Genomic DNA, 24,120 nt, shown 5'->3' on the forward strand with positions numbered 1-24,120 from the left:
CCCCGCTATTTCGCCTCGGTTTGGCACGCTTCCGCTTCGAGGATCCCCGCGAGGTCGTATGCGCGGAAGAGGACACTTCGGTCGACATTGGCGGCCGCGCCCATGTCTCGCAGCATCGGTGGGATGAAGTCCGCCGGCTTCGGATGCGCCGGCAAGTCGGCGAGATACTCGCGATGGCAGGCGAGCGAGGCGACGGCCGCGGCCTCGTCGTCCGCATCGACCGACACAAAGTGAGTCGGCTGGGGTGGTTGTGCCGTGAGCAGGAGGCTCACCGACCACGGTTCCAGCCCCTGCTCGATCTGGTCGCGGAATACCCAGCGGTTGGATGCATCCCGCGCACCGTCGAGCGTCGCGAGACCGGCGGCGCGATGGTCGGCCTGGTCGAGTCCCCACAGCGCCTCGAGTTCGTGGCTGCTGCCGATCACCACGGTTGGGCGGAACTCGCGAACTCGGCGCGCGATATCCCGCCGCAGATCGAGTCCGTACACGAGATGCCCGTCGGGGTGACTTAGGATCGTGAGGTCATCGACGTTGACGGCGCGACAAGCGTTGCGTTGCTCAACGCCACGTATCGGGCCGGCCTCCTCCGGCGAGCACTGCATCCCCGCCTCGCCTCCCGTGAGCAGCAGGTACGCGACCTCAATACCGCGTTTCGTCCACGAGTTCACGGCTGCCGAAAGCCCGTACTCGGCGTCGTCCGGATGCGCGACGACAACGAGCACGCGCTCCCACCGGCATACGTCCAATTCTTTGAGGCTCGTTGACCCGCTCACTTCTTGCTCCTTCTTTACAAGCACCCGCTCACCGCAAGTTTGTAAGGCAAGTGTGCCGTCTCGTCATCCGAGCCCGCCCAGTGCCGCGGCTATTTAGAACGCACCGAGCACCGCACTTGAGATGAGGTGGTCCAGCTTCCGAATGTCAACTCCCTTATTAAGTTTCAGCTTGAGATGGCCAGCCTTCGTCCACAGCTCGAGCTCGGCATTGAAATCGAGAGTGCCAGCGTTCTCCGATGACCACATCACCACGGACGAGTATGGAATCGAATACATCTCGACCTTCTTCCCAGTAATACCTTGCGCATCTCGAATCACGATTCGCTTGTTCGTGAACACTGCGCTGTCGCGCATGGTCGCGAAGGCCATAATTGGCTGTTCGCCAGCGACGAGTACGTTCCCAATATCGTTGGGTATCGGAACTTCACGAACCAGTGTCCATGCGGTGATCGCCGAAACTTCGTTCACAATTGCTCTTTTCTTCTTTGTCTCGCGGCGTCGCACTGCAAACCGCGAATATAGTCGGGGCACCGAGAACCTTGACCTCGGTTGCCAAGTCACACTTCAGCACTGGCCTCCGACATCCAGTCGTCGACAAGGCGTGTGCTGGCAAAGCGCGCGCTCCAAGCAAACTCGAACCCTCTGAAACTTCGCCTTGCCGCCGGTACCGAACAATTTGCCCTTCGATGCAGAGCCGTTGCTGGGCGATGCAGTATTGGGGAGTCTGGTTGAACCGACTGCGGCGCGCTGAAAGGCTAGCGAGACAGGCCGCCGCTAAGCGAGTGCGGCCGTCGATCTACAAGGGAGTATCAATGACGAACTCGACCACGATCTACACCGGCAAAATCTGGACCGGCGCTACCGACGACAGCTTGATCGAGGCGTTCGCGGTGCGGGACGGCAAGATTCTCGCGACCGGAAGCGTCTCAGAGGTCACCGAATCGGCCGGGGCAGATCACGAGGTGGTCGAGATCCAGGACGGGATCGTCATGCCCGGTCTCATCGATGGTCACCTCCACCTAAGCCTCGGCGGCACGCAGCTCGCGCACGAGCTGCCTCTCGACCCGGTCGATGACGCCGACGCCATCCTCGCCAAGGTCTCGGCGTGGGCTGAACGGCTCCAGCCCGGCGAGTGGGTCATCGGCGGCATCATAGGTAGCGGCACGCTCCCAAGCCTGAACAACGTGGGATTCCTCGAGAAGCTGGATACCGCATCCGCCGGCCACCCCGTGCTGCTGCGCGACGACACGATGCACAACCGCCAGATCAACTCGGCGGCGTTCGAGGCGATGGGCGTTACCGCCGACACGCCCAATCCCGAGGGCGGCACCTACGTCCGTGATGAGCGGGGGCGCCTGACCGGCGCGTTGTGGGAGCTCGCTGGCTCGGTCGCCGAGGGCGTCGCCGCCGCCTCGCACCAGGATCCGAAGGGCCGCCAGATGGTTGCGCTGCAGACGGCGCTCGACCGACTCGCGTCGCTCGGCATCACCACGGTGCAGGATGCGGCGACCATGCTCCCGCATTTCGAGGGGCTCGCGGCGCTCGACGCGGCCGGAGAGCTGCGGATGCGTGTGATCGCGTCGATGCCGATCCGTCCCTTCATCGAAGCGGGCACGGTCGGCGAGGATTTGTTTGCTGCGGGCAAGGCATTCGAGAGCGTGCACGTCAAGCCGCGCTTTGCGAAGTTCGTGCTCGACGGCGTGCCGACCACGCTCACCACGGCGCTCCTCCAGCCCTACAAGTGCGTGCACGGCAACACCGACCCGGAGTTCCGCGGCGAGCTCTACTGGACGCTCGACGATCTCGTCGCGTCGCTCCGCCGCTGCGCCGAGCTCGGACTCGGTGCGAAGCTGCACGCGACCGGTGATGCTTCGGTCCGACAGGCGCTGGATGCGGCGGAGATCGTCCGCGCGGATGCAAACGGCGGCCCTGCGATGCAGATCGCGCACATGTCGTTCATCTCGCCCGAAGACCTCGGCCGCTTTGCCGAACTGAATGTCGCCGCGGACGCGTGCCCGTTCATGTGGTTCCCGAGCCCGCTAACGGATGGCGTCGGCGAATTCGTGTCCGACGACACGATGGCAAGCATTTGGCCGTTTAAGGATCTGCTTGAGACCGGCGCGGTCGTCGCGGGCGGCTCGGACTGGCCGGTTGGTCTCCCCGTCCTCAACCCTTGGCTCGGCATCGAGGGCATGGTGACGCGTAAGGGCGCGGTCGAGGACGGCGACGACCGCAGCGTAAACATCGACCAGGCAATCACACTCCCCCAGGCCCTCGCCGCGTTCACCCGCGAGTCGGCGAAGGCCCTGGGCATTTCGGCGGAAACCGGCACGATCGAGCCGGGCAAGTCTGCCGACTTCATTGCGCTCGAACAAAACGTGTTCGAGGTACCGATCGAGGATGTTCACCACACTACGGTCGCAAAGCGCTGGGTCGCGGGAGTATCCACGAACGACTAGCCCGTTTGGTGGCCCGGTGCGCGAGTTTACTCTCCTGTACCGGACCAGATGCCGCGATCGTCGAGCCATCGATACCTCGACCGCGCATGCGTGGTTGACTGGGTGGCATGGGCGATGCGGTGATGCTGGTGGTGCTTGGTGGCGCGGTACTGATTGCCGTCGTCGTCAAGGGATTCTCCGCGCTGCAGCGCAAGCTCGCGCCCGTCACCGAGGTCTGGGAAGGCGACATTGTCGCGGCGGTCATTCGGTTTGAGCAGGATCCGCGAAAGCCGGGCAGCGTGACCCCGCAGAGTGCCGACGTCGTGATTCGGCGGCGGTCGGATGGGATCGAGCAGTCGAGTTTCGTCGGGGGTGTCGAGAGCTTGCCCGAGTCCGTGCGCGAGCAGGTAGCCGTCGCGGTCCGCACAAACGCGGCAGGGCAGTCCGATTCGCCGCGCTCCGAAACATTGCGCTTCGACGCGGCCATGTTCGCCGGACACGGTGGCGTTCGCGTGAACATTCCCACGCGGGTCGCAGTGCAGGTTGAGGAAGACGACCGCGGCGCGCTCCACTGGACCCCGCTCTGGTGACGGCAGAGTTCGGGCGCCCGAAGTGCGCATTGTACCTAGCCAGCCACGAAGACGCTGAGTTCCGCCTTGAGCTGCGCTTCGAGCGACTCTCGGCTGCCGTTCACCGAAGGCATCAGTACTGCCGAAACCTGCGCGCCCGTCACGAAGGTGAGCAGCGCATCCACCTCGGACTCCCACGATCGACTGGGATCAATCTCGGCACATACGCCGAGCATCGACTCTTTCCACTTCACCATCGATCGCTCATGCACGCGCTTCGCTGTCTCATCCGTGATCGCCTCGCCCCAGAATGCAATTACGACGCGGGCCTCGTCGAACCGATTATCGTCGAGCGGCAGGATCTCGCGGCACACCGCGTTGAGCGCGTCATATCCTCGCAGCTGCCCGACCAACGCGTCCGTGCGCTCATTCGTGCGCTGGAACACGTATTCATAGGTTGCGAGGAGCAAGTCAGCCTTCGTTGGAAAATAGGGTTTGAGCGCCCCGTTCGCGTACCCCGCCTCACTCGCGATCTGGCGCATCGTCGCACCAGCCATCCCCCGACGCGCGATGATCTGCCACGTCGCTCGCACGATTTCTGCGCGACGCTCATCATGATCGACCGTCTTCCGCACTGCCTTACTCCACTCCCGAGGCGTTAATTCGAAACCTGCGCGAGGTTACCAAGTCGCGCCGCCGCATCCTGCAACACCTCGAGGATCGCGTCTTCGCGACCGGCGAAGTGCTCGTCCAGCCCCGAGACGGTGAGCGAACCTGCGATTTTGCCTTTCGAGCCCCGAACCGGAACGGCGATCGCCGTAATCCCGTCGGTAATATCGCCCTCCGAGATTGCATAGCCGCGCTGCCTGGTCAGCTCGACGTCGGCGCGAAGCTCGTCGTCGGTGAGCAGCGTGCGGTCATTGAAGCGCTGTCGTTTCGGGTTGCTTTCGAGGTAGCCCTCGAGGTCTGTGCCGTACGCGAGCACGACGCGCCCCGCGGCCCCCGCGTGCATCGACAAGCTCCGCCCCGGTTTTGTCTCCACCACGCCGATCGTGTTTCCCTGTTCCCACGCGACGCACACGGCCTCGCCATCGCGCGGCACCGTGATGTAGGCGGTCTGCCCGGTCCGCTCGACGAGATCGGTCAGCACCTGATCCGCGCCGCGCCACTCCCGCATCGCCTCGCGGGCCGCATCCGCCATACGCAGCCAGCGCAGGCTCAGCCGCGTCTTCGAATCGCGTACCGGCTCGGTGAAGTCGATCGAGCTCAGCCCATCAAGAAGCCGGTAGACGGTCGGCCTCGGAAGGTCGAGTTGTTCCGCGATTTGGGCCGGCGAGAGGTCCCCCTCGTGTGCGAGCAACGCGATGATGTCGTCGGAGTTCGCGAGCGTGCGAATCGGCTGTTTCACGCCACGGCCTCCTTCGCGGCCGGGTAGCCCAGTGCTTCGCTGGAGCGGCGGGCCGCTTCGAGCACCTCGTCGGCGGTATTGCTCTCAGGGGCGAGGATGCGCTCACGCAGCCCGCTGAGGGAAATCGCCCCTGCAAGATCCCCACGATGGTTGTAAATCGGGGCGCCGAAGGCCATGATTCCCGGGGTGACGTCCGCATCCGACACGGTGAAGCCTGCCTCGCGGGCCATGCCGATCTGATCGCGCATGATGCCGGGGTCAGGCACCCGCTCCCCTTGCTTACGAAGCTCCGTAGCCCGAGCGAGCAGCTCCTCTCGATCAGCCTCCGGCAGGAACGAAAGGATCGCGCGCGGTGCAGCACCGCGGTACAGCGGATAGGAATCGCCGACTCGCATCGCGAGGTCCTGCACATCCCGACCGCCGAGACGCTCGACGCACACCGCGTTGTCGCCGCGTCGGAAACACAGGAATGCGGTATTCCGGGTGCGATCTCGTACCGACTCGAGGACAGGCAGGATCGCACGGCGCACGTCGAGTCGGTCTTCGAGCAGTGCGCCGATACGCAGGATGTGCAACCCGAGTCGGTATCGACCTCGCGTCGCGGTCTGGTCAACCCAGCCCAGCGCGGAAAGCGAACCGAGCAGCCGATACGTTGAACTCACCGGTTCGTGAACGGCCGCCGCGATCTCCGTCGCGCTTGCCTCACCAACCTTTTCGAGCAGGGTCATCACGGACTCCGCCTTGCGGAGAATCGTGATTCCTGACGCATCGTTCTCAACGGTCATCCCTGGATTGTCTCACGTGCAGGCCAAATGTCCGCGTCACGGAAACAAGCAATCACGGTCGCAGGCTCACTGCTGCATCCCATGCGCATCGGTCAAGCTCTGCAGTGACATGTAGTTTGATTCCACCATTGCATACCCCCTGGGGTATATGGCAAGCTAACTTCATCAGCCACAGCACACGCAAATCGACACGGAGGATCTGCAATGCTCTTCGAACGTATCTATGACGAAGACCTGGCCCAGGCTGGCTATTTCATCGGCTGCCAGGCAAACGGCGAGGCCGTCGTGATCGACGCGCGCCGCGACATCACCGACTACCTCGAGCTCGCCAAGAAGAACGGCATGAAGATCGTGGCCGTCACTGAGACCCACATCCACGCCGACTATCTCTCGGGTACTCGGGAACTCGCGAACGCCACCGGCGCCGAGATCTATGTCTCGGGCGAAGGCGAAGACGACTGGCAGTACGGCTTCGACGCCACCCGCCTCTACGACGGCGACGCGATCACGATCGGCAACATCACCGTCCAGGCTCGCCACACCCCCGGCCACACGCCCGAGCACCTCGCGTTCCTCGTGACCGATGGCGCGTTCGCCGACCAGCCCGGCTACATGGTCTCCGGTGACTTCGTGTTCGCTGGCGACCTCGGCCGCCCGGACCTCCTCGACGAGGCCGCCGGTGGCGTCGACACCCGTTTCGGCGGCGCACACCAGCTCTTTGCGAGCCTGCGCGATGTCTTCCTGAAGCTCCCCGACCACGTGCAGGTGCACCCCGGCCACGGTTCGGGCAGTGCGTGCGGTAAGGCACTCGGCTCAGTACCGTCGACCACTGTCGGCTACGAGCGGATGTTCTCGTGGTGGGCCAAGTACCTCGCGAACAACGACGAGCAGGGCTTCGTTGACGAGCTGCTCGAGGGCCAGCCGGATGCGCACGCCTACTTTGGACGCATGAAGCGTCAGAACAAGGAAGGCCCGGCCGTCCTCGGCCAGGTCACCCCCATCGCTGAGCTGCCGCAGGATGAGGTCATTCGTCTCGTCGAGTCGGGCGACGCCATCATCGTCGACACCCGAAACAACCGCGAGGTTCACGAGGGTACGGTCGAAGGTTCGCTCAACATCCCGGGGCCTGCCAAGGCCGCGACCTACGGTGGCTGGGCCGTAGACCCCGAGCGGAATATCAACTCGCTCATCCTCTACGTGAAGGATGCGGAGAAGGCGCAGGAGATCCGCGATCACCTGATGCGAGTCGGTATCGACAATGTCATTGGCTACACCACCTCGATCGAGGGCCTCCCCACGATGAAGCCGAAGACGATTGCACCGGCCGAACTCGAGGCCTTCGACGCCGCACTCCTGCTCGATGTTCGGAACAAGACCGAATACGCCGACGGGCACATCCCGGGCGCAAAGCAGCTCAGTGGCGGGCGTGTCCTGTGGCATCAGGACGAGCTGCCGCGCGAGGGCACGATCGTCTCCTACTGCCAGTCCGGAGTCCGGAACTCCGTTGCCGCGAGCGCACTGCGCCGCGAGGGGTTCGACGTCGTCGAGCTCGAGGGCAGCTACAACGGCTGGACGGCCTTCGAGAACGAGCGCGAGACGGTCGCTTCGTAGCGAGGGCTCAAGTCCCGAGACCAACCTGCCAGCGGATGCGGCGCGCGAAACGAGGCGCCGCATCCGATGGCGAGTGACGCACCACCACGTCCAACTGGCCAACTCTCCAAACGCATCCCCAACGCATCCCCAAGAAAGAACAACTCATGAGAACTGCCGATGCCGCAACCCAGCGCAAGATCCTCAACCGCCTCAAGCGAGCGCGCGGCCAGCTCGACGCCGTGATCAACGCCGTCGAGGATGGCGGCAGCTGCCGCGACGTCGTCACGCAGCTCTCCGCGGTCTCGACCGCGCTCGACCGCGCCGGCTTCGCCATCGTGGCGAACGCGATGCAGTACTGCGTCACCGAGCCTGAGGCGACCGCCGAGGCCGAGGACGGCCTCACGACCGAAGAACTCGAGAAGCTCTTCCTCTCGCTCGCGTAGCCGCGCGTCCTTTCCCTCCCCAAAACCCCAACACCCTCCCTTTAAAAGAACCCTCAACCCGAAGGAAAATTCATATGTGTCAAGCAGTCGCCTGCCGGAAATGCGGAAAGACGACCTGGGCCGGTTGCGGCCAGCACGTCGACCAGGTCATGCGCGGCGTGCCCAAGAGCGAACGCTGCGAGGGTCACGAGAACGAGCCGAGCACCGGCTTCCTCTCGAAGATCTTCGGCCGCTAGAACCAAAACGACCGGTGCGACACCCTCCTCAGTGTCACCGGTAGCTCGCACAGCGCACAGCCCAACCGCACAGCCGCACCGCACGGACCCCCGTCGCGTCACCGATTCAGGTGGCCGGCGGGGGTTCTTTGGTTGCGCCCAGGTGTTTGAATCAGGCCTAGGGTTGACGCGATGATTACGAGCGCCGTACCCGAGATCCCGAAGCAACAAGCGTGGCGCGCGCTCACCGCCTTGTGCATCGGCCTCTTCACCACGATGGTCGATCAGTCCCTCGTCGCCGTCGCGATTCCCCATATCCGGGAGGACCTCGGGGCGAGCGTGAACCAGGTTGTGTGGGTCTCGTCGATCTACCTGCTCATGTTCGCCGCTCCCCTACTCGTGACCGGCAGGCTCGGCGATCGCTTCGGACAGCGCAACGTGTACGCCGTGGGGCTCGCGCTATTCGTGGGCTCCGCGCTCGGCTGCTTTTTCGCGCCGAACGTCGAATCACTCATCGTGATCCGCGCGGTGCAGGGGCTGGGTGCCTCACTCATGAATCCGCAGCCATTCAGCGTGATCAATCAGATCTTCCCGCGGGAACGCCGAGGCGCGCCGATGGGCGTCTGGAGCGCAGTCGCGGGTTCCTCGGGCCTCGTCGGCCCGGTGCTTGGCGGACTCATCGTCGGTGCGGCCGGATGGCGTTGGGTGTTTCTTCTCTACGTGCCGCTCGGGCTGCTCGCGCTCGTGATGACGCTTCGTTGGGTGCCTAAGCTGCCGACCAGCGTCGCGCGGATCGACCTCGTCAGTGTGATCGTGTCGATCGTGTCGGTGTTCGCCGTGGTGTTCACGCTGCAGCAGGGCCCGGACACCGGCTGGCCAGGTTGGCTGTGGTTGGTCCTCGCGGCCGGGGTGATAGCTGGAATTGTTTTCGTCTGGCTGCAGCGTCGCGCTTCGAGACGCGGTGCGGATGCGCTCATGCCACTCGAGCTGTTCTCGATCCGCAATTTCGCACTGGGCGTGGTGTCCGTGACGACCCTCGGGTTCACCGTGTACGCCATTCAGCTGCCCATCATGCTGCATCTGCAGTCAGGCGCGGGCCTGTCCGCCGAAGTCGCTGGCCTCCTCATCATGCCGATGGCCATAATCTCCATCACGCTCGCGCCCGTGGTCGGCCGTCTCGCTGACCGCCTCCGCCCGGGCGTCATATCGACGATCGGATTCTCGACGCTCATCTCCGCGATGGCACTCTTTGCGCTATTGATGCGCCCCGGCGTCCCGGTTGGCTGGATGCTCATACCGATCGTGCTGCTCGGCGCGTCGAACGCGCTGTGTTGGTCATCGAACTCCACTATTTCAATGCGCGGACTACCCCGGGAACTCATCGGCGCCGGTTCGGGCGTCTACAACACCGCGCGCCAGGTCGGTGCCGCCGTGGGTTCCGCTTCGCTCGGCGCGGTCATGCAGATCGGGGTGCAGGTCACCGACATCTCCTCCGCGATGGGTAACGCGATGCTCTTGCCGATCGGCGTGCTGCTCATCGGACTCATCGCGGTCTCGCAGTTCCGCTCGGATCTCAGCGCCAGGTAGCAGCGGCTCTGCGAGAGGAACGCAGCTAGCTCTACTCGACGGCCGATATCGGGTCGTACGTTGCGAGTCCCAGCTGTTCAGCAACACGCCTGAGCGCGTCATCGTGACTCACCACGACTGTGTTTGCTCCCAAAGTGACGGCAGTGGCCAAATGAATGGCATCCAGGGTTTTGACGTGCTCGGTGATCGCCTCCGCCATCGTCAACACAGTCTCGTTCATTGGAACGATGGAAATCTTCCCAAGAATGTCCTCTCGTTCGAGGACGGGACGGCGCTCCCGCCGGAGCACCCGGGTGAGCTCTGTCTGTAACAAACGCGAAGAAATCACGTCATGATTCGCCGTGGCGTCATCAAACCAGTCAACAGCAGCGGCCACACCCTCAATAGCGAAGATTGCCGTGGAGGTCTCCAGATAGAAACGAGTCACCGGTCAGACGCCATTTCCCGAATGAGCGCCTCGACTTCAGCCACAGACTTCCGCGGCAGGTCCTTCCGATCAGCCAGCTTTGGTGCGCGCGGGTTCCGCGGTGGGATGATCTGCACTGCGTCATCGTCGATGGGCGTAAGTCGGGCCACAGGATGCTTGTGTCGAGTCACCACGTAGGTTTCGCCGTTCGCCACGTCTTCAATCGCCGCCGTCGGATTCTGCCGGAGTTCAGCCACGCTGATTGTCTTCATGCGGAAATTCTAGACACTTAATCTACTCAAATCTACCTTTTTTTTGGGGGGGGAACCGAACACTTATCGTTTGGGCGCAGTGATCCGCCCCGTTCTTATCACCGGAGGTCCTCGGCGAGCATCACGATGATGCCGCTCGGCCCGCGCACGTAGGTGAGCTTGTAGACGTCCTCGTAGTTCGCGACGCCGCGCAGCGGGTAGCAGCCGTGTTTGGCTGCCGTCGCCAGCGCCTGCTCGATGTCGTCTACTTGGAACGCGACCCGGTGCATCCCAATTTCGTTGGGTTGGGTCGGCGTCGTCTCGATTGCTTCGGGATGGATGTACTCGAACAGTTCGAGGCGACCGTGACCGTCGGGGGTGCGAAGCATCGCGATCTTCGCGTGATTGCCGTCGAGTCCGACGGCGGTGTCTGCCCACTCACCGCTAACCGTCTGACGCCCCTCGAGCTCGAGGCCGAGGTCGGTGAAAAACGCAATCGCGGCCTCGATGTCGCGCACGGCGATGCCCACGTTGTCGAGCTTGATAGTCATACGAATCACGCTAAATGGTCTGCCCGCGAACGACATGCGAACGCGCGGCTCCGACTCGCCCGCAGCGACCCTCGACATCCTCGCAGGAACCGCGACAGTTATCCCCTGGTGCGCGATCTAGCCTGATGGACCAAGCCGCTTTCGGAGGTCATCATGTCTGATCCCACCGTGTCGAATCCGAACTTCTATCGAGTCGTGTTCGAGAATGACCGCGTGCGGGTGCTCGAGTATCTCGACCATCCGGGAGACGCAACCACGCCGCACGATCATCCCGACTCGGTCATGATTACGCTCAGTTCATTTTCTCGTCGGCTCAAGAGCGGCGACCGGCAAGTCGAGCTTGAGATTCCAGCCGAGCAGGTTCGCTGGTTGGATGCACAGGAGCACTCGGGTGAGAACACCGGCTCAACAGATACGCGGGTCATTTTTGTCGAGCTGAAAGAGCCAAAAGGTGACAGTGCTGTGTCTGCCGGTGCGGATGCTCCCGCTGATGCTGGGCCATCGGGTGCACCCCTCGGTCCGAGCCAGTGACGCTGTAGGAACGTTGAACCGGGACAGATCATGGAAATCGACGTCCGCGAAATAGCGCTCGCCTTTGACGGCGCCGTTGAACAACCTCACCACGGTTTTCCATCATTTCGGGTCAAGAATCGAATCTTCGCTACGCTGCCCGAGCCCGACACACTGCGGATCATGCTCGACGAATTCGGCATCCGCACGGCGGTGCTCGAGTACCCCGAGTTCTGCAGCGAGCTTTATTGGGGCCGCCGCCTCGCCTGCGTGGAGATCGACGTCTCCGTAGCTGAAGAGATAGTCGTTCGTGGTTTGCTCGAGGATGCTTGGGCGTTGAAGGCGGCTTGAGCCGGTTTCGAGACACTCAAGGAACGAAAGGCGATGCGCTCCAAGCGCGCATAGTGACGCCGCCAGGGACCCAAGAATCCGCGGCCAAAAGGCTGTCGTGAGCCGCAGTGCAGTCAATCCGTCACGACGCCGGCTCGCACCAAGTATTTCCGGAGGTTATGCGTCAGCGGCACCGAATCGACCTCATCGCCACGAAACCAGCGTGCATCCGCAGCATCGTCGCCCGCGCGCAGACTCCCGCCAACCACCCGCGCCACAAAATCATGCACCTCAACCACGCGCCCGTCGTCCGTCGGGATGTCAACGACCCAAAGTTCGCGCCCGAGCTCGATGACGAGCCCGGTCTCCTCGCGCGCCTCGCGGACCGCGGCCTGAGCGGGCGACTCGCCGGGTTCCGCCTTGCCGCCCGGGAACCGAAAGTCGCCATTGCTCGGGAAGCACTATCCCAATGGCAACTGCTGGCGGATTCCCCGCCTTCATTCGATTGCTAGCCTGGCCGGGTGCCAACGTCCACCTGTACCCACCGTGTTGCTCCGTCGCGGTTATCCACGCATGCGGTGATAGTGGGCGCCCTCATCGGCGCGCTGCCGCTCGCCCTCGTGGGTTGTGCATCCGCCCCGGGGGAACTGCGATGGGAAGACGTCATCGAGGATCGACCGTTCGTCGAGCTGACCACCCCGCTCGCCGGCTTCGAGAGCACGCCGGTCGACAAATCAGCCGCGAACCGAGTGGACACGGTGAGTCACGTGTATCGGGTCGAATCGGTGCACGTCAGCGATCTCGTGACGGCTGAAGTGCTCGCCGACTACGGTTTTGGGAACACGCGTTATGAGCGCGAGATCCCCACTGAAGGGCTCGTCGCGCCCGACGGCTACGACTTTGCCGCGGCGAGGGTCACCGTCGATTCGAAACCGTACGCCCCGGTGACGACGCACCTGGCCGAAGGCACCGTTCAGCTCGTAGTCGCCAATGAGAATGGCAGCGAGACGTATTCGATCAGTCAGCCTCGCCTCGACAACACGTTCCTCTTCCTTGTTCCCGAAGACGCCGAACCGAACGACGTTGTCTTGGAAGTGACGTCCCGTGGGTCGAGTCAACAACTGAGTCTGCTCGACGGTTCACGCGTCCGCTCCGACAATGAAGAAATGTACGGCTGCATCAATGTCGTCGGGTTCGTGGCTGGCCAGGACGCCTACGCCAGCGCGACTGACGAGTACGGCAATGTGGACGAGCTCTACGCCTACGTCCAGTCAGCAGATCTCTACCCTGCATCGGATGCGTACGGCATTCCGGAATCGGGACAGGTGTTCCTCCGAGTTCAAGTCGTCGTAGGTCAATCGTTCTACACGGCTACTAGCCCGTCGGGGTCGTTCAGCAACATCCCTCCTTCGCCCGCGAGCACCGCGTCCCTCCGCCTCGACGACGGCGCCTCGATCGAGGCCTTCGCGGTGAAACCAATCGGAGGCGCCGGGGAAGTCGAGATCTGGTTCGAGATCCCAAACACCCTCGAGTCAGGCGAATTCGTGGCCGATCTGTCCCCCTATCCGCGACGAGACGGACTCGACGAGGCGTTCGGTGACATCGCCCTGGAGGCATCCTTATCGTTCACCTATGACGAGGGGACGCACTAATGGCACACGTCGCGATGCACCCTCGGCGCTCGACTCGGATCGCCGCTGCAATAGCGCTCGCTTCGGGACTGTGGCTTTCCGGGTGTTCTGCCGACTCGGCCACCGAGGCAGCGCCACTGTCCGGCACCACCATCTCGGCAACGGGAGCTCTGCCGCGAACCACCTACGATGCGCATCCTCACGACCGCGAACACGTGCTCGAGGTTCCGGGTGCCGCATTCTGGGTCAACCAGACGGCCCTCACCGATTCGGTGCCGTGGGATGTGGGAGCGGATCTTGTCGAATCGTTGCCCGAGGATGCGGAGCCGACATTCGACTCCATTCATTCCTCCGCGGGCGAGGAGTTTCTCATCGTGCAGGTCCTGGGCGCGGCACCGACGACGATGCCGCAAGAGCCGCTGTACTTCCCGCATGAGTCTCGCGTCCTCGTCGACGGCGAAGAAGTGCCCGGACTGCACGGCGCCATCGCGCTCGAGAGCAGTGGTGGTCTCAGTGGCACGAGCGAAACGTGGCTCCTGGTGTCGGTCCCGGAGGGGAGCGCGCCGGACAGTGTTGTACTCGAGTTCACTCAGGACGACCGCACCCAGCGACTGAGTCTGATCGACGGCACTCGCGTCGAATCGGACGTAGAGGAGTACTACGACACGGTCCTCACGACCAGCCACGAGGAGGTGTGGTGGGAGTACCGCGACGAGACTCTCCGCGGAGACCTCATCATCACGGCGGGACTCGTCACCGGCGCCCAAGTCACCCCAGCGCTCGCCCCAGCCGGATGGGCCGAGCCAGGATATACATACCTAGGCGTCGAGCTGGGGCACACCTCGCAGGTACGGGAGTTCACGCACACCGGCCAGATCACGCTCACGTTCCAGGACGGCTCCCAGTTGGAACCAATCGATCTCGGCGGCCAGCCAGCCGGCACCGCGCAGGAATCGACGGTGTGGTTTTCCGTGCCGCTCGACACCGGCTCGGCGACGGTGAGCATCGAGCAAACCGGATCGCTGGACGGTACGAAGCTCGATTTCGGCGTCACCGAGTTCGGGATCACCCTTGAGCCACGTCCCGCATCCTAGACAGCGACCCGGTCTCATCTAGCTCAGTCCCGAATCGGCGATCCCTGCACGTCGAACTGGAACCCGCCAAACTCGCCAGAGAGGATGGGCCTCGCCGACTCGATGGCGTCGCGCACTTCCTGGAGCTGCAGCGACGCCTGATGCGCATCCGCCGACTCCCAGAGCTCGACAACATAAACCGTGTCGGGATCCTCGTTGTTCGTACCAACCTCGTAAAGCATGCAGCCAACCTCGCGGAGCGCATCGTTACGCGCCGTCAGGATGGCCACCAGTTCGTCACGCTTCCCCGGAATCGCACCGAGCGTACCTACGTTCGCGAATGTCATGGCCGCAACGTAAACGGACGCCATGTCGGATGGCTGAACGTCGGATGGCTGAACAGCGACTCGGTTTAGCCGGCCTTCCGTGTTAGCGCACCCAGGGAGGACCCTCTCGGTCTCCACTAGCGAGCAAGGCGGTTGCGCTCGTGATTCGCCCCTAGATTGCGATCGGCGTGCTGATAAATCAAAGTGTAAATTTGGCGATCGGTCTCGAATTACCGCTGCGCGCAAAGACCCGGACAGCCTGAAATTCGCAGGGTTGTCCGGGCCTACTCTCCTTCTGAGACTTAGCGGATGGCTTCCGCGATCGGGGTCTCGCCTTGGTAGAAGTTCACCGTCTGGTCGATCGCGGCGTTGTTCGCGACCACGTGCGTGATGACATCGGCGACGAGCTCGCGCGGGGTGTCGGTTTCCCCAGCGGCCGGCTTACGGCCATCGATGTTCGCGTGTTCGTCGGCGATCACGACCTTTCCGGTCGACGGCTCGAGCGTGAGCATGCCCGGCCCGAGGATCGTGTAGTCGAGCCCGCTCTTGCGGAGGTATGCATCCGCACCGTGCTTCGCCTTGGCGTACGGGTAGAACGAGTCGCTCGGGTCCAGTCGGTCAAGATCGTCGCCAACGGATGCGTAGGACACGATGACGTACCGGGTCACGCCGGCCTGCGCCGCGGCATCCATCGACCGCACCGCGGCCTCGTAGTCGACCGCGTTCGTGCGCGCCGGATTCCCACCGCCCGCACCAGCGGAAAAGACGACCGCATCCGCGCCGGCAAAGGCGCCCGCGAGCGTCGCCGTGTCGGCCGACTCGATGTCGAGCACGACCGGGTTGGCACCGACCGCTTCGACGTCATCCGCGTGATCGGGGTTCCGGACGATGGAGTACACCTCGTAGCCGGCATCCTTGAGCTTCGGGGCGGCAAGCAGGGCAACCTTGCCGTGTCCGCCGATGATCACTACGCGCTTGGAATCTGTCATGAGGTGCTCCATTCTGCGCCGATGGGCGCCGTTTGGTTTCCGCATTGGTGGACCGGCGCTCGGTATGCGTCGGGAGTCGCGGCTTCCACCGAATACAACGAGGCCGATCCTGAGCTATTCCAGAAATCTCGGAAGAACGCGCAACTTCCGGTCAGAGTTCTCGCTCTTAGAGCTTGTCCCAGGTAATGAACACCGACGCGGTATCGACCGTCGCACCCATCGACTGATAGGTCGCGATCGCCGGGCCATTGGCCGCTTCCGTGCCGGTCCACATCCCCGTGCATCCGCGGCTACGGGCCTCGCCTCGAAGCGCGCCGAGCAGTGCTTTCGCAACGCCTCGACGGCGCCAATCCTTGTCGACCCCCAGCTCATAGACGAACATTTCGGGTTGTTTGTCTGGATGCCGCATTTCGACTCCGGAGACGAAGCCAACCCCTTCGCCATCCGGCGAGAGGGCAAGAAACAGGATGTGCCCGGGCCGCGACAGGAAGTCTGCCGCCCCTTCCGCGCTCACCTGGTGATCAAACAGTGCCGAGTTTGCGACAAGCGTGGCCGGATCGTCGGCGGTCACGATGCGGAGGTCGTGCACCGTCGCGCGCGCGGGTCGTTTTTTCTTCGGTAGCGACTCCACAACGAGTTCGTAGGCATTGATGACCAGGTCCTGCACGAGATCGTCGGTGATGGATGCGCCACCCGCGATCGTGATCCAGTGCCGCTTGTTGAGGTGGTAGCCGGGGACGATCGACTCGTGTTCTTGGCGAAGCGCCGTCGCGTATTCGGGTTCGCACTTCAGCGTGATCACGGGCTCGGCATTGACATCTGAGGCGAGCAGGAACATTTTGTCCGCGACTTTGAACACCTCCGAGTCCGGACCAAACGGGTTTGTCTGTGTCACTTCGGGAAATTCGAGCGCGATGCGCATCGCGAGCGACTGTATTCTCTGGCCCTCCATCAGGACTCCTTCTTCGTCTGCTGTTGTGTACACCGCATCACCGCGACGACGATCAGCGCCTGTCCCAGCGAATACGTGAGCATGACCCAAAAGCCACTCGCGGGCGGTGCGATGTCGGCGAACGTGCGCAGCGCGATCATCGCGTCCGAGACGAAGAAGATCGCACCGCCGAGGCCCGCCACCCGCCCGAGGCCCGTCGACAGCACCGCCATGGTCACAAGCGCGATGCCATAGATCACCACAGGAACGAGCAACGACCCGGCTCCCCCGGCGCAGAACACGACAAGGAGCGCAAACGCTGCGAGGTACGGCAGGAGGAGCAGCGGCTGGCGCACCACCGACCGACGCCAGCTCGGCGCGAACGCGACGATGTACCAGACCTGCGCGATGAGGAAGCAGCCGACCATCGTCAGGAAGCCAGCATCGCCCGCAACGAACCGTGGCAGCACATCCCCGAGCCACGAGAAGAACAGCGCGACAATGACAGCCCAAACCAGCCGCCCGCGCGGCCGCACGGTGCCGGCCCAGAGCGCAGCCGCGAGCAGCGGCATCAGCAGCGACTGGGTCACGTGGGCGAACAGCTCGCCGGGTGCCACAAACTGGGCGATCAAGTGCAAGACCGTGACCGCGGCAAACGAAATCAGCAGCGCCACAGCGGAGGCTCGGAGCTTCATCACGGCGTCATTTCTCGCGCCGACCGGTGAACGCATCCATGGTGTTGTTGATGCCGAAGAAGTCCATCATTCGATCGAACACTGGGGTCGGAAGCATTCGCACGATAGGAACCACGCGCACGAACGCGGGCAGGACGAGCTGGGACTGGCCCCGTTCGATCGCGCGGATGATTCGCTCGGCCGTGTCGTCAGGGTCGAGGATCGGCAGAAGCCGCGGGAAGCGTGTGTGCACCCCTTCGAACATGCCGGTATCGATGTAGTACGGACAGACGGTGAGTGTGCGGACGCGGGTACGTTCCTTCCGTAGCTCCTGCCGCAGCGACTCGGTGAACCCGAACACCGCGAACTTGCTCGCCGAATAGTCGGTCTGCTTCGCGACGCCGACGAGGCCCGCCGCGCTCGAGATCGTGACGACCGTGCCTCGCTTGCGCGCGATCATCCCGCCGAGGAAGGCCCGCGTCACCCAGTACAGCGCGAGCAGGTTTACGCGGTACGTGCGCTCGATGTCGGCATCGGATGCGTCGAGCAACCGCTTCCCCGTGACCACGCCGGCGTTGTTGATCAGCACATCCACGTCGCCGGTCTCGAGGGCCACGCGCGCCACGGCCTCGCGGTCGGAGACGTCCACAGCGAACGATTCGGCCCTCGCGCCGCGCCCTCGCACCTCGTCACGCACGGCCGCGCCGGCCTCCTCAGAGAGATCCCAGATGACCACGCGCGCTCCGCGCTTCGCGGCTTCGAGCGCCATCAGCCGCCCGATGCCGCTTCCGCCGCCGGTGATCAGCACGGTTTGGCCGCGCAGTCTATGCCCCATTGGTTCTCCTCGTTGAGTGGGTCGTGCTGTGAGCGAGTCGCTACGGAATCCGCCGCAGGATGCGCGCTCCGGCAGACATCACGCCCGCCCAGCGCTCGTGCCCGAAACCGTCGGGTCCCGCGATCGGGATGAGTCGCTGGCGCGAGATCGTCTGCGCATCCGTGTACTTCAGGATGCCCGCAGTGCCGTGTCGCCGCCCGAGGCCGGACTGCTTCATGCCGCCCATCGGTGAGGCGTACGAGCTCCATGTCGCGGCGTAACCCTCGTTGATGTTGACGGTTCCCGCCCGCAGCCTGCGTGCCACTGATTCACCGTTTCGACGCGACCACACGCTCGCGTTGAGGCCGTACTCGCTGTCGTTCGCGAGCGCGATGGCCTCGTCATCGGACTCGACGCGGTAAAGGCTCACGACCGGGCCGAAGGTCTCTTCGCGATGGGCGATCATGCCCGGGCCGACATCCACGAGCACGGTCGGTTCGTAGAACAGTTCCCCCAGATCCGGCCGACGCCTGCCGCCTGCGAGCACTCGCGCGCCCTTGTCCACAGCATCCGCCACATGGGATTCGACGGTCGCAAGCTGCCGCTCGCTAATCAGCCTGCCCATGTCGATGCCCCAGTCGTATCCGGGGCCGAGACGCAGCGCCTCGGTGTGCTCGACGAACTTCGCGCAGAACTCATCCCAGTGCGCAGCGTGCACGTAGAGCCGCTCCGTCGAGATGCAGAGCTGCCCGGCGTTCGCGAAGCTCGCGCGCACGGCCCCGGGCGCGGCGCGATCGACGTCCGCGTCCTCGAGCACGAGGAGCGGGTTCTTGCCGCCGAGCTCGGCCGAGAATCCGATCAGCCGCTCGGCGCACTGGCGGGCGACGACTCGCCCCGTTGCCGTCGAGCCCGTGAACATCACGAAGTCGGCCCGCTCGATAACCGCGCCACCGATCTCGGCGCCCGGTCCGTGCACGATCTGCAGCACGCCCTTGGGTAGCCCGGCCTCCAGCAGGAGTTCGAGCAACCGGTCGGCAATTCGCGGGGTGAGCCGATCCGGCTTCAGCACGACCGCGTTTCCCGCGATGAGCGCAGGCAGTGAGTCGGTCGCTGGCAGCGTGAACGGGTAGTTCCACGGCGTAATGATGCCGACGACGCCCTTCGGCACCCGCACCTCGGTCGTAGTCGTGAGCAACGGAATCGCGCCGCGCTTGCCCCGCGAGCGCAAAAGCGCCGGGCCGTGGTTCGCGACGTGGCCCGACCACAGCACGACATCCGTGAGCTCTTCGAAGGCGTCGCGCCGTGACTTGCCGGTCTCATGCTGGATGAGGTCGAGGAGCTCGGCCTCGCGGTCGAGCACGAGTCGGCCAAACGCCAGGATGATGCGCGCGCGCTCGCGCAGCGAGGACTGCGCCCAGAGGCGTTGGCTGCGACGAGCCGTTTCGAAGGCGGCTTCGACATGGGCGATGGTCGAAGAAAGCTGCTCGTCGGGCTCGTTTTCAGCGGCGAGATTGACAGTCGTTGTCATGCCCCGATGGTATGGCTCGCTGTTCCGAAACTCCCGATGGCCGTGGCGACCGTACAATTTCGGCGGATCGAGCTCACCCCTCAATCAGTGGCACGAACAGATACGCGCCGTGGGCGGAGACCTCGATGCCGCTCTCGTCCTTCGTCACCAGCAGCATGCGCGAGCGCACGGGAATCACCATCCGACCATCCACCGCGAGCTGCTCAACGAGTTGTTCGGGCAGCTCCCTCGCCTCCGCCGACACCAGGATGCGGTCAAAGGGTCCATCCTCTGGCCAACCGAGGGTGCCGGGCAGCGCCTCCCGGACCTCGACCCAGGAACGACCCCGCGCATCCAGCGCCTCCCGCGAGCGCACAACAAGCTCGGGGACGCGCTCAACGCCGATCACCGTGCCTTCAGGCCCCACCAGCTCGCCGAGGAGCGCGGTGGACCAGCCCGACCCCGAACCTACGTCGAGGACGCGCTGGCCCGGCTGCACATCGAGCAGGCGCAGCATGTTCGCGACCGTTCGCGGCTGCGAGTTGGTCTGGCCAAAGCCAATCCGAATCGGCCCATCGAAACCGGCGCGACCGCGCTGCGAACTCGGCAAAAACGCGGCGCGGTCGACCTCACGCATAACCCGCACCACCGTATCCTCGCCGTGTTTCGCCATCGTCACCGCCGACTTTCGAGCTCAGTACTTATGCTCGAGTATCCCAGGCCTGGATCAGCAACAGCAGGAGGCCAACTACGCAATCCCACCCCTCGCAATCGAACCGCGCGGTGCACGTGCGCATCACCGGCGTCGTGCAGGGCGTCGGCTACCGCTACTCGTGCCGCGCGGCCGCACTCGAGCGGGGCGTCTCCGGCTGGGTGCGGAACCGCCCCGACGGGAGCGTCGAGGCGGTTTTTCGCGGGCCGCGGCCGGCGGTGGATGCGCTGCTCACGTGGTGCGAGGCCGGCCCGCCCGCCGCTCGAGTCACGGCCGTCGAGGTGACCGACGAAGCCACGGCCGAGACCAGCAGCATCCCGGGCGGCGCATTCGAGATTCGCTAGCAACCGACCACACCGCCAACCAAAACCCCTCGACTACCGACCATCTGGTCTGTACTATTGACCACATGTTCGAATTGAATCCGCCTTCGCCGCGCGCCGGTGCCCGAGAATGGGCCGCGCTCGGCGTCCTCGTCCTTGCGGTTACGCTGCTTGCCGTCGACGGCACGGTGCTGTCACTGGCGGTCCCGGCCCTGAGCGCAGCCCTCGACCCCACGGCGAATCAGCTGCTGTGGATCGGCGACATCTACTCATTCGCCCTCGCCGGCCTCCTCATCACGATGGGTAACCTCGCCGACAAGATTGGTCGAAAGAAGCTCCTCCTTATCGGCGCCGTCGGCTTCGGCCTCGCGTCCGCACTAGCCTCCTTCGCGCCAAACGCCGAGACGCTCATTGCCGCCCGCGCTGTGCTCGGGATCAGCGGCGCGACGCTCATGCCCTCAACCCTCTCCATCGTGCGACACATGTTTGCAGTGCCGAAGGAACGCACGCGGGCGATCGCCATCTGGTCGGCCGGTGCTGCAGGTGGTGCCGCGCTCGGCCCGCTCGTTGGCGGTTTCCTCCTCGAACACTTCTGGTGGGGCTCCGTGTTCCTCATCAACATCCCGGTCATGCTCGTCCTCGTCATCGCCGGGCTTTTCCTCCTGCCCGAGTCGAAGAACCCGAATCCCCAGAAGGTCGACTGGCTCTCGAGCATCCTCTCGATCGCCGGGATCGTGCCGCTCGTCTTCGCAATCAAGCGCGTCTTCAGCGCGCAGTTTGATTGGGTGCTGTTCACGTCGATCGTGATCGGCCTCGTGGCGAGCTGGCTGTTTGTGCGACACCAGCAGCGACTCCCGGTCCCGATGCTCGATCTCGAGCTGTTCAAGGTGCCCGCCTTCCGCGGCGCCGTGATCTCGATCGGATTCGCAATCTTCGCGCTCAGTGGCCTGCTGTTCTTCTTCTCGCAGTACCTCCAGCTCGTGCGCGGCCTCGAACCGCTCCAGGCTGGCCTGACCGAGCTCCCCGCGACGATCGCCATGATGGTCGTGGTCGTGCTGGTGTCGTTCGTCGTTTCCAAGCTCGGCGTGGGCGGCGCGACCGGCTTCGGCCTCATCCTCACCGGTATCGGCCTCGCGATCCTCGCGTATGCCGAGGGCCTCGAGGGCTTCACCGGTATCATCATCGCGCTGCTGATCACCGGCTTCGGCATCGGCCTCGCCGAGACGGTGGCGATGGATACGGTGGTCGGTTCAGTCCCGCGCGCTCGCGCGGGTGCCGCGTCGGCGATCTCGGAGACGGCCTATGAGCTCGGCGTCGCCCTCGGCATCGCGGTGCTCGGTTCGCTGCTGACCGCGCAATACCGGATGCGCCTGCCGGACCTCTCGGGGCTATCCTCGGCCGAGCAGCAGTCGGCGCACGAGTCGCTCGCCTCGGGAATCGAGGCGCTGAGCGACAGCCATCCCGACGTCATCCACCTACTCCAAGAGAGTTTCACCGGCGCAATGCAGGTGACCGCGCTCGTCGCCGCCGGATTGCTCATCCTCACGGGTATCTTTGCGTGGCGGACAATCCCCCGCCGCATCAGCGTGAGCGAGGACACCGGCCAGATCGAGGTAGTGAAATGACAGAGGGCGACGGCTCCCGGAATACGGAGCGCACGCGCACGGCCATCCTGGCGGCAGCTCGCGAGTTGCTCACCGAGCGCGGTACTGCGACGACGCTGCAGCAGATCGCCGAGGCCGCGGGGATTTCCAAGAGTGGGCTACTGCATCACTTCGCCAACAAGAACGAGCTCCTGCGCGCCGTCCTACGCGATTATTACGAGGGGCTCCAGGCGGCCGTGCGCGCCCGGGTAGATCTCTCGGAGAACTACCCGGGCAAGGCCCTGCGCGCCTACGTCCACGCGCTGTGCGGCCCCGACTCCCCCGAGCGCGCCGAGTTCGCGAGCTATGCCGATTTCTCAACGTACCTCGAGGGCGTTCCTGGCATCGACGAGCTGAACCACGCCGACACCGAGTATTGGCGCGAATTCCTCGCGCAGGACGGACTTGATCCGGATCGAATCGCGATCGTTCGTTACGCGGCCGAGGGGCTCGCCTCCGCATCCGCGTATGACGAGAAGGTGCTCACCGATGATCTCCCCCGGGCGTATCCGCGGCTGCTGAGGTTGACGCTTCCCGAGCATCCGGAGCCTTGACCCGCGCATCCCGCGCTTCCCGCGCATCCACCCCGCGACGAATGACGCTCCCGATGAGGCCTGCGGCCACGAGCAGCCATGCCAGCACCGCGATCCACAGGAAGCTCGTGCCGATCACCTCGATCCACGGGATGCGCTCGACTCGCCCGAGGCGCATCGACGCGACCGCAAACATTCCGAGCGGGAAGACCATCGACCACATCCCCGGGGAGTAGCGAAGCGGAATCCCGTTCAGGACGTGGCGCCAGAATCCCGCGCCCAGCAGCATCGGAATCAGCCAGGATGCAAAGCACCAGAAGCTCACCACCGTGCCGCCGATGAATGACGCGGCGGCCTCGACCATCGGGGTGGCCGACATGTTGACGATTCCCGTTCCCGCGACGACCGAGATCGCGAGCGCACCCATCGACACCCAGTACGGCGGTTGAAACTGCTCGGGGGTGAGGCCGAGATGCACGATGCGCAGGATGATGAGCACGGCGATCCCCGCGTACAGCAGCGCGCCGACGGACCACGAGAGCACCGCAAGCATCCCGATCAGCACGGACGCCGACGGCACGAGCGGCTCGATGCCCGCCAGACCGACCGCAAGTGACTGGGACGCAACCGACCACACGAACCACGTGCCGTTCGTGCGTTCGAGGATTGGCTTTCCGTCGCGCTGCATGAGCACGAACCAAGGGATCGCATATCCCAAGACAAACCACAACAGCGCGGCAAGCACGACGAGGGCGACGGATACGATCGCCAGCGCCGTGTCGAGCAGGCCGGTGGCGACGACGCCCGTGCCCGCGACGATCGTGAAGTAACCGAACGCCTGCTCGGGGTTTCGAAGGTCGCTCATGACCTCGGCGGGATACCGGAACCAACGGATCGAGTAGAGCGCCGCGAGCACGACATACGCGATCGCGGCCAGCACGAGCAGCGCACGCCCCGGCCAATCGAATCCCGCCTCGGTCAGTCCAATCGAGACGATGCCCGTCGCCATCACGAGCGCGAAGTATCCGGGCGAAAGGGCTTTGACGGCTCGGTCGGCGCGCTCGAGCGTCCGGTTCAATGTTGTCACTCCGTCGGGATGCTTGTC

At 64.3% G+C, this 24,120-nt stretch carries 29 protein-coding genes and 1 pseudogene; 13 read left to right on the plus strand and 17 right to left on the minus strand.

Annotation, left to right across the window (positions count from 1 at the left end; translation table 11 throughout):
- Positions 1-5 precede the first annotated feature (5 nt).
- A complete protein-coding gene (locus GMOLON4_RS06665) occupies positions 6-773 on the minus strand; it encodes a PIG-L deacetylase family protein (protein WP_051266369.1) in 768 nt (255 codons plus the stop codon).
- Between the two features lie 93 nt (positions 774-866).
- Positions 867-1,244, minus strand: a complete 378-nt coding sequence (locus GMOLON4_RS06670) for a PH domain-containing protein (protein ID WP_026936185.1) — start codon at positions 1,242-1,244, stop codon at positions 867-869.
- Positions 1,245-1,585: 341 nt separating this feature from the next.
- Between GMOLON4_RS06670 and GMOLON4_RS06675 the strand changes: the two genes are divergently transcribed.
- Both GMOLON4_RS06675 and GMOLON4_RS06680 read left to right on the plus strand, forming a co-directional pair.
- Positions 1,586-3,232 (plus strand): amidohydrolase, encoded by a 1,647-nt coding sequence (locus GMOLON4_RS06675; protein WP_026936186.1) that lies wholly within the window; start codon positions 1,586-1,588, stop codon positions 3,230-3,232.
- A gap of 107 nt (positions 3,233-3,339) precedes the next feature.
- Positions 3,340-3,801 (plus strand): hypothetical protein, encoded by a 462-nt coding sequence (locus tag GMOLON4_RS06680; protein ID WP_026936187.1) that lies wholly within the window; start codon positions 3,340-3,342, stop codon positions 3,799-3,801.
- Between the two features lie 35 nt (positions 3,802-3,836).
- Here the strand turns inward: GMOLON4_RS06680 and GMOLON4_RS06685 are convergent, their stop codons facing one another.
- The 3 genes from GMOLON4_RS06685 to GMOLON4_RS06695 are packed head-to-tail and all read right to left on the minus strand — an operon-like array spanning position 3,837 to position 5,973.
- On the minus strand, positions 3,837-4,415 hold the full coding sequence (locus GMOLON4_RS06685; RefSeq protein WP_026936188.1) for a TetR/AcrR family transcriptional regulator: 579 nt from the start codon (positions 4,413-4,415) through the stop codon (positions 3,837-3,839).
- Positions 4,416-4,438: 23 nt separating this feature from the next.
- Positions 4,439-5,188 carry an IclR family transcriptional regulator gene (locus tag GMOLON4_RS06690; RefSeq protein ID WP_051266337.1) on the minus strand — a complete coding sequence of 250 codons (750 nt, stop codon included), beginning with the start codon at positions 5,186-5,188 and terminating at the stop codon, positions 4,439-4,441.
- Positions 5,185-5,973 (minus strand): IclR family transcriptional regulator, encoded by a 789-nt coding sequence (locus GMOLON4_RS06695; RefSeq protein ID WP_026936189.1) that lies wholly within the window; start codon positions 5,971-5,973, stop codon positions 5,185-5,187. Before GMOLON4_RS06695 ends, GMOLON4_RS06690 begins: the two co-directional genes overlap by 4 nt.
- Before the next feature lie 204 nt (positions 5,974-6,177).
- Between GMOLON4_RS06695 and GMOLON4_RS06700 the strand changes: the two genes are divergently transcribed.
- From GMOLON4_RS06700 to GMOLON4_RS06715, 4 genes are all read left to right on the plus strand, one after another.
- The gene (locus GMOLON4_RS06700) at positions 6,178-7,584 is read left to right on the plus strand and encodes an MBL fold metallo-hydrolase (RefSeq protein ID WP_026936190.1); all 1,407 of its coding nucleotides are present in this window, start codon (positions 6,178-6,180) and stop codon (positions 7,582-7,584) included.
- Positions 7,585-7,730: 146 nt separating this feature from the next.
- Entirely contained in the window at positions 7,731-8,009 is a 279-nt protein-coding gene (locus tag GMOLON4_RS06705; protein ID WP_026936191.1) for a metal-sensitive transcriptional regulator, read from the plus strand.
- Between the two features lie 74 nt (positions 8,010-8,083).
- Positions 8,084-8,245, plus strand: coding sequence for a hypothetical protein (locus tag GMOLON4_RS06710; protein ID WP_106486559.1), 162 nt, complete (start codon positions 8,084-8,086; stop codon positions 8,243-8,245).
- Positions 8,246-8,416: 171 nt separating this feature from the next.
- On the plus strand, positions 8,417-9,811 hold the full coding sequence (locus tag GMOLON4_RS06715) for a DHA2 family efflux MFS transporter permease subunit (RefSeq protein ID WP_026936192.1): 1,395 nt from the start codon (positions 8,417-8,419) through the stop codon (positions 9,809-9,811).
- A gap of 31 nt (positions 9,812-9,842) precedes the next feature.
- Here the strand turns inward: GMOLON4_RS06715 and GMOLON4_RS06720 are convergent, their stop codons facing one another.
- From GMOLON4_RS06720 to GMOLON4_RS06730, 3 genes are all read right to left on the minus strand, one after another.
- Entirely contained in the window at positions 9,843-10,238 is a 396-nt protein-coding gene (locus tag GMOLON4_RS06720; protein WP_026936193.1) for a type II toxin-antitoxin system VapC family toxin, read from the minus strand.
- Positions 10,235-10,489, minus strand: a complete 255-nt coding sequence (locus GMOLON4_RS06725) for a type II toxin-antitoxin system Phd/YefM family antitoxin (RefSeq protein ID WP_035732019.1) — start codon at positions 10,487-10,489, stop codon at positions 10,235-10,237. The genes GMOLON4_RS06720 and GMOLON4_RS06725 overlap by 4 nt, the downstream gene beginning before the upstream one ends.
- A 98-nt stretch (positions 10,490-10,587) precedes the next feature.
- Complete coding sequence (locus GMOLON4_RS06730; protein WP_026936194.1) at positions 10,588-11,019, minus strand: VOC family protein; 432 nt, start codon at positions 11,017-11,019, stop codon at positions 10,588-10,590.
- Between the two features lie 153 nt (positions 11,020-11,172).
- Here GMOLON4_RS06730 and GMOLON4_RS06735 point away from each other — a divergent pair, with 153 nt between their 5' ends.
- Both GMOLON4_RS06735 and GMOLON4_RS06740 read left to right on the plus strand, forming a co-directional pair.
- Positions 11,173-11,550, plus strand: coding sequence for a cupin domain-containing protein (locus GMOLON4_RS06735; protein WP_035732021.1), 378 nt, complete (start codon positions 11,173-11,175; stop codon positions 11,548-11,550).
- 30 nt (positions 11,551-11,580) lie between these two features.
- Positions 11,581-11,880 (plus strand): MmcQ/YjbR family DNA-binding protein, encoded by a 300-nt coding sequence (locus GMOLON4_RS06740; protein WP_035732023.1) that lies wholly within the window; start codon positions 11,581-11,583, stop codon positions 11,878-11,880.
- Between the two features lie 113 nt (positions 11,881-11,993).
- Here the strand turns inward: GMOLON4_RS06740 and GMOLON4_RS06745 are convergent.
- Positions 11,994-12,254: pseudogene (locus GMOLON4_RS06745) on the minus strand (NUDIX domain-containing protein); the annotation flags it as partial.
- 189 nt (positions 12,255-12,443) lie between these two features.
- Here GMOLON4_RS06745 and GMOLON4_RS06750 point away from each other — a divergent pair.
- Together GMOLON4_RS06750 and GMOLON4_RS06755 are read left to right on the plus strand one after the other, a co-directional pair.
- Positions 12,444-13,511, plus strand: a complete 1,068-nt coding sequence (locus GMOLON4_RS06750) for a hypothetical protein (RefSeq protein ID WP_026936198.1) — start codon at positions 12,444-12,446, stop codon at positions 13,509-13,511.
- On the plus strand, positions 13,511-14,584 hold the full coding sequence (locus GMOLON4_RS06755) for a hypothetical protein (RefSeq protein WP_026936199.1): 1,074 nt from the start codon (positions 13,511-13,513) through the stop codon (positions 14,582-14,584). The genes GMOLON4_RS06750 and GMOLON4_RS06755 overlap by 1 nt, the downstream gene beginning before the upstream one ends.
- 23 nt (positions 14,585-14,607) lie before the next feature.
- On the opposite strand, the gene GMOLON4_RS06760 is transcribed toward GMOLON4_RS06755, so the two are convergent.
- From GMOLON4_RS06760 to GMOLON4_RS06790, 7 genes are all read right to left on the minus strand, one after another.
- Entirely contained in the window at positions 14,608-14,910 is a 303-nt protein-coding gene (locus GMOLON4_RS06760) for a putative quinol monooxygenase (RefSeq protein WP_026936200.1), read from the minus strand.
- Positions 14,911-15,191: 281 nt separating this feature from the next.
- Positions 15,192-15,878, minus strand: coding sequence for an SDR family oxidoreductase (locus GMOLON4_RS06765; protein ID WP_026936201.1), 687 nt, complete (start codon positions 15,876-15,878; stop codon positions 15,192-15,194).
- A gap of 166 nt (positions 15,879-16,044) precedes the next feature.
- Positions 16,045-16,830, minus strand: coding sequence for a GNAT family N-acetyltransferase (locus GMOLON4_RS06770; RefSeq protein WP_211222676.1), 786 nt, complete (start codon positions 16,828-16,830; stop codon positions 16,045-16,047).
- Positions 16,830-17,504 (minus strand): lysoplasmalogenase, encoded by a 675-nt coding sequence (locus GMOLON4_RS06775; protein WP_026936202.1) that lies wholly within the window; start codon positions 17,502-17,504, stop codon positions 16,830-16,832. Before GMOLON4_RS06775 ends, GMOLON4_RS06770 begins: the two co-directional genes overlap by 1 nt.
- Positions 17,505-17,511: 7 nt before the next feature.
- Entirely contained in the window at positions 17,512-18,318 is an 807-nt protein-coding gene (locus GMOLON4_RS06780; protein WP_026936203.1) for an SDR family oxidoreductase, read from the minus strand.
- Positions 18,319-18,358: 40 nt separating this feature from the next.
- Positions 18,359-19,825, minus strand: coding sequence for a succinic semialdehyde dehydrogenase (locus GMOLON4_RS06785; RefSeq protein WP_051266342.1), 1,467 nt, complete (start codon positions 19,823-19,825; stop codon positions 18,359-18,361).
- A gap of 73 nt (positions 19,826-19,898) precedes the next feature.
- Positions 19,899-20,441, minus strand: coding sequence for a protein-L-isoaspartate O-methyltransferase family protein (locus tag GMOLON4_RS06790; protein ID WP_035732118.1), 543 nt, complete (start codon positions 20,439-20,441; stop codon positions 19,899-19,901).
- Between the two features lie 146 nt (positions 20,442-20,587).
- Between GMOLON4_RS06790 and GMOLON4_RS06795 the strand changes: the two genes are divergently transcribed.
- The 3 genes from GMOLON4_RS06795 to GMOLON4_RS06805 all read left to right on the plus strand — a co-directional run bounded on the left by GMOLON4_RS06795 (position 20,588) and on the right by GMOLON4_RS06805 (position 23,036).
- Complete coding sequence (locus GMOLON4_RS06795; RefSeq protein WP_026936205.1) at positions 20,588-20,860, plus strand: acylphosphatase; 273 nt, start codon at positions 20,588-20,590, stop codon at positions 20,858-20,860.
- Between the two features lie 65 nt (positions 20,861-20,925).
- Positions 20,926-22,464, plus strand: coding sequence for an MFS transporter (locus GMOLON4_RS06800; RefSeq protein ID WP_026936206.1), 1,539 nt, complete (start codon positions 20,926-20,928; stop codon positions 22,462-22,464).
- Entirely contained in the window at positions 22,461-23,036 is a 576-nt protein-coding gene (locus GMOLON4_RS06805) for a TetR/AcrR family transcriptional regulator (RefSeq protein WP_051266344.1), read from the plus strand. Before GMOLON4_RS06800 ends, GMOLON4_RS06805 begins: the two co-directional genes overlap by 4 nt.
- On the opposite strand, the gene GMOLON4_RS06810 is transcribed toward GMOLON4_RS06805, so the two are convergent.
- On the minus strand, positions 22,966-24,102 hold the full coding sequence (locus tag GMOLON4_RS06810) for a tellurite resistance/C4-dicarboxylate transporter family protein (protein WP_084147354.1): 1,137 nt from the start codon (positions 24,100-24,102) through the stop codon (positions 22,966-22,968). The genes GMOLON4_RS06805 and GMOLON4_RS06810 overlap by 71 nt on opposite strands.
- Positions 24,103-24,120: the final 18 nt, after the last annotated feature.

Origin of the sequence: Gulosibacter molinativorax, assembly GCF_003010915.2 — a bacterium.
In the GTDB taxonomy this organism is placed as follows: Bacteria; Actinomycetota; Actinomycetes; order Actinomycetales; family Microbacteriaceae; genus Gulosibacter; species Gulosibacter molinativorax.